An 8,824-nucleotide genomic window follows, 5' to 3' on the forward strand; every position below is an offset into this window, starting at 1 on the left:
GGCGATCGCAGCCATCATTCTTTCGATCGCGCATCTTGTCGCTCTGGTCATCCAAGAACAAAACTGGAAACTCCAATCCCGAGCAAGTGACGAAATTAGCCGAGCGCCCCATCACGGCTGATTTGGCTCCATTCCACTTGCAGGCACAGGAAAAACGCAAATGCTAATCACCTTTTCTCCTTGTGATATCAGGGGTCAGTTTTGGTGCGTTTCCCCCGGTTCTCGGTTTGGCTGTGTAGAATGTCCGTAGCTTGAAATTCCGACGATCGACGATTGCAAGCAAATCGCTTGAGAGACCCCGGCAAAGTCTAATGCTAGAGACACTTCAAGAGAAATCTGAAGTGTTTCGACAAACTCGATCGCACCCAGTCCCTTACCAGCTACCTGCAACCAGCCATCATAATGAAACGTCATCTCATCTCCCAAAATCCCCAGCGCAACGGGACGATCGCACCCTGGCGATGGGGGTTGTTCTTGTCCCTAGTCGCACTGCTTGCCCTCCCCGCCACAGCCCAGGACTTTGACGATGATTTTGAGGATGAAGAAGACGATCGCTCAGAATTTGTTCGAGAACCCATTTCTATTACCCCCGATCGTCTCATCGTTCGCGGGACGCGCGGTGCGGCCGAAACCCGAAACCTGCTGCTGCAAACGCGGGGAGACCTCGAAAACTTGCAAGTCGTGCCGCTGGCATTAGAGACCTGGGGGGGAGAAGCGACATTTCCCGATGCGGCGATTTTGGCCGGAGAACCGGAAACAAAAATTAATGCCGATTCCATTTTGACGTTACCTCTAACCTTCGATTTCGATCGCATCAGTAGTAGCGGCGAGTATAACGGTCAATTGCTGCTGACATACGATAACGGTCAACAGACGCTACCCTTAACCGTTCAACTCAAAGATTCCCCACTCGTGCCGTTAATCGTCCTGCTGACAGGAGTTGGATTGGGGGTGGGACTCTCGACCTATCGCGCCCAAGGCAAACCCCGCGATCGAGTATTGGTGCGTATGGGGCAACTTCACGCTCAAATGAGTGCCGATCCCAAACTCGCCCGCGCCACTTCTTTTCAGGCGCAAATCGACGCTCACTTGTTAGATATGGAAATGGCTTTGCAAGGGGAACAATGGGATGTTGCCGGAGAAGCCATCGATCGTGCCGAAGCCATTTGGGTAACGTGGCGGCGGCATCGAGAGGATTGGATCGCCCAAATCGATTACGGCGAGCGCTTGATGCAGCGAATTCAGGAAGAAGGCAACCTCAGCCCAGAGCGATCGTATCTTCAGTCCGTTTGCCGCCGCATCAATCGAGCCATTCAGGATGCCCCCAACGGGCCGCCTCAAGCCCTGCAACAACAACTCGACGAGTGTGGAGAATACCTCAATCGCTATTTGTTACTCGAAGAAGATTTGAAACATCTCAACGGCTTGTGCGCGCGAATCGTACCGGGAGAGTCGGAAGAACCCTGGCGGGTGGAGACCCAAAATTTGGCGCTGCAACTCAATACGATGGTTCCCAACGACGGGGAAACCTATCAAACGCTTTCTAAGGATTTGAAGACAGCGATCTCGAAACTCGAACCCCTCACCTCCGGGGGAAATCGGGAGATGGTGCTCTCCATTCCCCGCTTGGTCTTTGCCCCGCCTTCCGTCCATCCTGCCACGGAAACTCCTACCTCGAAAGCCCCAGTACAGCTAAAGATTTTCTCCCTCACCAGTTATGCGATCGCCACCATTCTCCTCTCGGGATTGGGCTTCATTCAGCTTTACGTCAAACAACCCACCTTTGGGGCGAATCTCTGGAGCGATTATCTCACCCTGCTAGCTTGGGGGTTCGGAGCGGAAGTCACCCGCGAGTCGGTGACGAAGGTGGTGCGCGATTGGGGACGATCGAATTCTAATTCTTGAGGCTGGGGGAGAAAGGCGATCGAGCGATACCATTTCGATAGATCTCAAACGGATTCCATACAGGCAAAGCCAAAGTCCGAAGAAACCCACGATAACGATCCGCTGTTTATCGATCCATGGTTCGTTCGCTCTGCGCCAGCTTCCCCCGATCGATGTGAATCGGCGAACCCAACGCGCTCAGATTCAAAACATGACCTCCAGCGACGAGGTAGACTGGATTCGAGATCGCCCCCACCCGACGCACCAAGGTTCCGAGGCGATCGCGAAATGTTCGGCCGATGGGATAAGCCGGAATTACCCCCCACCCCGTCTCTTCTGCAACCAGAATGACATTGGCGGCGGTTTGGGTCAAACTTGCTAAAAATTCAGCTTCGGTTTTTTCCCAAGTTTCCCCGTCACGATCCAAAAAATTCGCGATCCAAGTCCCCAGGGAATCCACCAGCAAGCAGTGTCGGGCACTTGCCGAGCGAACGATCGCCGCTAAATCGATCGGAACTTCTAGAGTTTGCCAATGGGTGGGTCGTCGCTGGCGGTGGGTTTCAATGCGTTGCTGCCATTCCACATCTTCGGGATTTCGTTGTGCCGTGGCGATATAGGTCACGGGTAAACTCATACCCTCGGCAAGAGTTTCCGCCCATTCGCTTTTTCCCGATCGAGCCGGGCCGGTAACTAAGATCGCTCTGCTCATGTCAACAGCATAGGAGGAAACGACCGCTATCGATCGAAAAAATAAATTTTAAAAGATGTTATGTCAGAAATTCCTTTTTCAAACAGATTATTCTCTTGCTTCAATAGATAAATTATCTTCTTAATGACACGAAGCTATATCCCTTCGAGCCGAGCGAATTGTTGTACCCTAAATGCCAGTTGGTTGTCTGGGTGAAAAATTATGAAGTTTATCTCCAAACGCGGGTTATTTTGGGAAGCACGCGCCTCGATTTTGGCATGGTACGTTTTGCTGATGGGATTCTTACTCGGCCTTTCGATGCCCATCGCGTCGCAACTTGTTTTTGCCCAAGTCAATGCCAGAGTTAGAGAAGATTTAGAATCGGAAATTCAAGATTTCAAGCGCTTGAAAGCCTCTCGAAATATCAAACAACGAGAAGATGTCAGCGATCGGGAATTAGAAAAACTGTTTGCAGACTTTCTCTACCAGCAGCTTCCCGAAGATGACACCTTTTTGATTGCGATCTCCAACAGAACCTTCTATCGATCGAGTCCTGCGGCGCTACCAGAAGTGATTCAAAAAGATTCTGCACTCATCCAGCGTTTGGCGACCACGACGACATCCCAGAGCGGCGTACAAAAAACAGAGGATTTGCAAATTGGGAACGTTCTCTACCGAGCCGAACCCGTACGAACCGGGAGTCAGATTCGAGGGGTACTCATTGTCGCCCACACCACTGCTGGAGAACGAGAGGAAGCCTTAGCGTCGAACGTCATTTTTGTAAAAGTTCTTGCCACCGTATCGTTCTTCGCTCTGATTTTGGCGTGGTTTGCCGCTGGGAAAGTATTAGCACCGGTGCGATGGCTGACGAATGCAGCGCGTTCCATTGGCGAAACCGATCTCAGCCGGCGCATTCCCGTGCGCGGTTCTGGGGAAATGATGGAATTGGCGATGACCTTCAACGCCATGATGGATCGGCTGCAAAATGCCTTTGCCAGTCAACGGTCGTTTATCAATGATGCCAGCCACGAATTGCGAACGCCAATTACGATTATTCAAGGTCACTTAGAACTGCTCGGAGACGATCCCATCGAGCGGGAAGAGACCGTCGAACTCGTCCTCGACGAACTCGATCGCATGGGTCGGTTGGTGGAAGATTTAATCCTGCTTGCCAAAGCCGAACGTCACGATTTTTTACAACGGGAAAATGTCGATGTGGCCTGCTTGAGTGAGGAACTTTTCGCCAAAGTACGCGGTCTAGCAACCCGGAACTGGACACTCGAGCAGGTCGCTCGATGCCACATCCGGGCAGATCGCCAGCGTCTGACCCAAGCGGTTCTCAATCTCGCCCAAAATGCCACCCACTACACTCAAGAATCGGACACCATCGCTTTAGGATCGAGACTCGATCGAGATGAGATTCGGTTTTGGGTGTGCGATACGGGTGAAGGCATTAGCGAAGACGACCGAACGCGAATTTTCGAGCGTTTCGCCCGTGCGGCTCGAGGTCGGCGACGCTCTGAGGGGGCGGGTTTGGGTCTATCGATCGTGCGAGCGATCGCTCTGGCTCACGGCGGTCGGGTGGAATTGCAGTCTCAACTGGGGGTCGGTTCGACGTTTACCCTGGTTCTGCCTCTGGAAACCCCCTCTGCTCTGGGTTGATGAGAATACGTCAGTTTTCAAGGGCCTTAAGTACAGTCAGTACCGCTAATTGTTAAGGGAATGTGCGATCTCGCTACGCGCCTCAAAACCGACAACATCACAGTCTTTTGCAAGCAAACGAGTTTTTGAAGTTAGGCACCAGACCTGATAGAGTTTGGCAGGATTTCAGGTTACAGAATTTAGGGGTAATTTTTACAGACCCTAAATCTTTGAGTCTAAGTCGGTATGAGAACGGTATGACATCGATATTCCAAGGGGGCAAATGTCTGATGGAGAACTGTCAAATTAGGCAATGTCAAATCAACACGAACCGGTTTTTGTTGGCGAACGGTTCTAGAAGTCCGCAGATATCTCTCTAATTTGACATCGCCATGCTGAGTTCAACGAGTAAATAATGACCCGAATTTTAATTGCTGAAGACGAACCTCGTATTGCTTCGTTTATTCATAAAGGCTTGCGGGCAAATGGCTTTGTCACGGAAATCGCTCCCGATGCGGAAACGGCGATGCATTTGACTTTAAACGACAGTTTCGATTTATTACTTCTAGATTTGGGTTTGCCAGACCGAGATGGACTGGTGTTGCTCGAAGAATTACGCGGTCAGGGGGTGCAACTTCCGATTATTATTTTGACCGCTCGCGACGATTTGCACGATAAGATTACAGGATTGGAAGGGGGAGCTGATGACTATGTGACCAAACCCTTTCATTTTGACGAACTGCTCGCCCGGATTCGCCTGCGACTCGTCCGCCAAACCACCAGCGTCGGGCAAGAAATCTGCCTCGAAGCGGGGAATCTCGTCCTCGACTTGCGGACTCGTCAGGTTCGGGTGGATAATTGCGAAGTTGAGTTGCCCGCCCGAGAGTTTTTGTTGCTCGAAACCTTTGTGCGCCACAAAGGACAGGTGATGAGCCGCGAACAACTCCTCAACCGCGTTTGGGGCTACGACTACGATCCCGGATCGAATATCGTCGATGTTTACGTTGGGTATTTGCGCAAGAAGCTGGGGCACAAATCGATCGAAACCGTGCGAGGAATGGGGTATCGGCTGCGATCGTAAGAAGGTTCTCATCTCGATTTCATCTAAAGTTCACAAGGGATGGCTACGGTGAAGACCGAAGCTTGACTCGATCGGGATATCCATCACCCACGTATCCTCGGGGAAAAAGCTCGAGATATCCCGATCGCAACAAAAGAGTTTTGAGTGGATGGAAAATCGTTGAATTTCACGGGAATCAGTCGATCGTTTTTTTCTCGCCACTCTTCACATTCATCTTATTTTTTTACAAAAGGTTGAATTCAATGAGGTCAATTTTAATCGCTGAAGATGAAAGCCGAATTGCTGCATTCTTGGAAAAAGGTTTACAGCAAAATGGATATCGCCCAAAAATTGCTGCTGATGGTGCCCAAGCACTTCAATATCTCGATCTCGAAAATTTCGATCTCCTGATTCTCGACATTGGTTTACCGATACTCGATGGCTGGGAAGTTTTGAAACAATTGCGCGATCGCAAAAAATCTGTTTCTGTTATTTTGATAACGGCTTGCGATGAAGCTCGGGAAAAGGTTCCAGAGTTTTCGGATATTGTCGATGATTTTTTACCCAAGCCGTTCCGGTTTAAACATCTTCTTGCAAGCGTTCGTCACTGCCTCACGACAAAACACGAACTGGTAGAAAGATTGAGCCATAAAGTACATCAGCTACAGTACTTCTAAATAAAATTTGGGTAGACCTCAAAAAGCGCGAGAATTGCGATATATTTTTGCTTCGCTCGAGATTTTTCAATAAAAATTGAACTCTAAATCTTAAAATATTAGAAATTTCTCATCAATTTTTCATCTTCGATCGTATAAGATTCATCTGAAGTTTACGAAGAGACTTCATGATGGGAAGTGCGAAAAGAAAAAAGGATCGATCGAGATGAAACTGCTGGTTTATTCTCACGATGCATTCGGTTTAGGTAATCTTCGTAGAATGCTTGCGATTTGCGAGCATCTAAGCGAGACAATACCGCAAATTTCAATATTATTTATCTCTGGCTCTCCTATCATCCATTCCTTTCGATTGCCCCAAGGACTAGACTATATCAAACTACCCTGTTTGGGACGCGATCGAAATGGAAATCTAGCCGCAAAGTTTCTCGGAACTTCTGTCGAAGAAACGGTGAAACTGCGATCGCAACTCATTCACATGGCAACCCTCAACTTCCAACCAGATTTATTCCTGGTTGATAAAAAGCCTTATGGCTTGAAAAACGAGCTAAAACCAACCTTAAATTATCTCAAAGCTTTTTCACCCCAAACTCAAAATATTCTCCTACTCCGAGACATTCTAGATACTCCAGAAAAAACGATCGAAGATTGGACGCAGTACGGATACTACGATGCTCTAGAACTTTTTTACGATCGCATATTAGCCGTGGGAACGCCGGAGGTATTTGACTTGGTTCGAGAGTATCAGTTTTCTCCAGAAAGTGCTAAGAAAGTTAAGTTTTGTGGTTATATTCGTAAAAAAAATGGACGAAAGTCCCAGCAAGATGTGCGCCGAGAGTTAAAAGTTTTACCAGAAGAAAAGCTCGTTCTTGTCACACCGGGAGGTGGAGAAGATGGTGCGCGACTCATTGAAAACTACCTCAACGGATTGGCTAGCTTGAGTTGCGATCGTATCCCTCGCACTTTAATAATTTGCGGTCCGGAAATGCCCATCCAACAACGGCAAAACTTCTTCACGATCGCCCGTCATTATACCCAGGTGATGATGCGAGAATTTAGCGACGATTTAATGAGTTACATGGCAGCGGCAGATGCCGTTGTTTCTATGGGAGGATACAACACTATTTCCGAGATTTTATCCCTAAATAAACCGGCGGTAGTGGTTCCCCGCGTTCATCCCGTTCGCGAGCAACTGATTCGATCGCAACGCTTGGCAGAATTGGGATTGCTAAAATCGATTCACCCCGATATTTTGACGCCTCAAAATTTAATAACCGCCGTTCTCGATTGTCTGAATTCTCAAGATTTAATTCGAGATTCCGCTCGAATTAAAATACCCGTCCAATTAGACCTAGGAGCGTTACCGTGCATTCAATCCGAGATTTCCCAACTTCTCTGGAGCCAGAAGTTATCAAAACCTCCACAGTCACCCACTGTCTTAGCTAGCTAAGACGATTCGGTAATTTAACTGATATTTTAGACTCGATCGAATTGACTGACCGCGATATCTTAATGTCGGTGAGGTTTAGAATCTGTGAAGTCCTCCACCACAGCAATCCGAACTCACTGGGTACAGCGACGATCCCCAACTTACGAACAGGAAAGTTTAAGCGTTTTAAAACTTGTGTCAGGTTGCGAATGTTTGCTGAATCCAGACATCCACACGCTCGAATATCGTTAGCGGTATAAAAGATTTCAAGACATTTGCGCGCAATCTGCGAGTTACCCCGAATTCAGATCTACATGACTCACATTGTCGATCGAACCGATACCCGTTCTAAACAGATTCCCAGACCCTTTTCCGGCTGTATTTCGAGTGTAATCTTAAGTGGTATCAGTGCCGCCTCGATCGCCAGTCTTCCTCCAGTCAACGCTGGCGAACCCCAAACTTCAACCCCATATCTGGCTCAACTCCCAGAGGCCTACGAACTCTCCGACGTTCAACCTACGGATTGGGCCTACCAAGCATTGCAAAACCTCATCAACCGCTATGGCTGTGTTTCTGGAGATATACAGCATCTCGATCTCGGTCGTCGTCCCCTCACCCGCTATGAATATGCCGTCGCCTTGAATGCCTGCTTCGGTCAGTTGCGGTGGGAACTCTCAAATGCTCCCCTCACCCCCGAAGAACTGACCCTTCTTCAACGGTTGCAGGAGGATTTTGCTCTGGAACTCGAAACCTTCGGCGATCGACTGCAAACCCTCGACGATATTATCGGACAACCGTTTTCCACCACCAGCAAACTTAATGGCGAGGTCTTGTTTCAAGTGGGCGACAGCTTTGGCGATGATGACCTCGGTGGTGATGATGATACCCAGGCTTTTAGCGGATATCGGGCGCGCCTCAACCTCACAACTAGCCTGACGGGCAAAGATATACTGCAAACCCGGTTGCAAAGTCGCGATCTCGGTCGTCTCGATCGCGGTACCGGAACGGTTATGAGTCGCTTGGCAACTGATGGGGAGAGTGATGGAGCGTTTGGGATCGACCTCTCTTACGAGTTTCCCATCACCGATCGACTTCGGGTGGTAACGGGGATTGGCGGTGTCAGCGTCAACGATATTGCCACCGTCCTCAATCCCCTCTCCAGTAGCGGACGCGGGGCGGTTTCTCGCTTCGCACGGCGCGATCCGGGGACGTTACGGGGGCCGGGAGGAACTGGGGTTGGCATCCGCTACCAACCCGAGGATTGGCTGGAACTCAATATCGGCTATGCCGCCGGTTCGGGGGATGCCGCTTCTGGTGAAGGGGGTTTGGGATTGTTTAACGGATCTCACAGTGCGATCGTCCAAGCGGTTGTGGAACCGGAGGAGAACCTGGCGGTTGCCGTGGCTTACGCGCGCAATTTCGCCCAAGCTGGAGATGTGGATTTGATG

The 8,824-nt window shown here is 49.5% G+C and carries 8 protein-coding genes; 6 read left to right on the forward strand and 2 right to left on the reverse strand.

The annotated features are described in order from the left end of the window. Positions 1–195: 195 nt before the first annotated feature. Complete coding sequence (locus IQ235_RS11290; RefSeq protein ID WP_264321564.1) at positions 196–414, reverse strand: hypothetical protein; 219 nt, start codon at positions 412–414, stop codon at positions 196–198. Here IQ235_RS11290 and IQ235_RS11295 point away from each other — a divergent pair. Then, entirely contained in the window at positions 403–1,905 is a 1,503-nt protein-coding gene (locus tag IQ235_RS11295; RefSeq protein ID WP_264321565.1) for a hypothetical protein, read from the forward strand. The genes IQ235_RS11290 and IQ235_RS11295 overlap by 12 nt on opposite strands. Before the next feature lie 106 nt (positions 1,906–2,011). Here IQ235_RS11295 and cobU read toward each other — a convergent pair whose 3' ends face one another. Continuing rightward, complete coding sequence (cobU, locus tag IQ235_RS11300) at positions 2,012–2,593, reverse strand: bifunctional adenosylcobinamide kinase/adenosylcobinamide-phosphate guanylyltransferase (protein WP_264321566.1); 582 nt, start codon at positions 2,591–2,593, stop codon at positions 2,012–2,014. A gap of 201 nt (positions 2,594–2,794) precedes the next feature. Here cobU and IQ235_RS11305 point away from each other — a divergent pair, with 201 nt between their 5' ends. The 5 genes from IQ235_RS11305 to IQ235_RS11325 form a co-directional block, all read left to right on the forward strand. After that, the gene (locus tag IQ235_RS11305) at positions 2,795–4,234 is read left to right on the forward strand and encodes a sensor histidine kinase (protein WP_264321567.1); all 1,440 of its coding nucleotides are present in this window, start codon (positions 2,795–2,797) and stop codon (positions 4,232–4,234) included. 394 nt (positions 4,235–4,628) lie between these two features. After that, entirely contained in the window at positions 4,629–5,294 is a 666-nt protein-coding gene (locus IQ235_RS11310; protein ID WP_264321568.1) for a response regulator transcription factor, read from the forward strand. Positions 5,295–5,536: 242 nt separating this feature from the next. Then, the gene (locus tag IQ235_RS11315) at positions 5,537–5,950 is read left to right on the forward strand and encodes a response regulator transcription factor (RefSeq protein WP_264321569.1); all 414 of its coding nucleotides are present in this window, start codon (positions 5,537–5,539) and stop codon (positions 5,948–5,950) included. 205 nt (positions 5,951–6,155) lie between these two features. Continuing rightward, positions 6,156–7,397 carry a glycosyltransferase family protein gene (locus IQ235_RS11320; protein WP_264321570.1) on the forward strand — a complete coding sequence of 414 codons (1,242 nt, stop codon included), beginning with the start codon at positions 6,156–6,158 and terminating at the stop codon, positions 7,395–7,397. A 293-nt stretch (positions 7,398–7,690) separates the two neighbouring features. Further along, positions 7,691–8,824 (forward strand): iron uptake porin (locus IQ235_RS11325; RefSeq protein ID WP_264321571.1); only part of this gene is annotated, 1,134 nt, incomplete at its 3' end.

The sequence above is a fragment of the Zarconia navalis LEGE 11467 genome (assembly GCF_015207075.1).
GTDB classification, from domain to species: Bacteria; Cyanobacteriota; Cyanobacteriia; order Cyanobacteriales; family Geitlerinemataceae; genus Zarconia; species Zarconia navalis.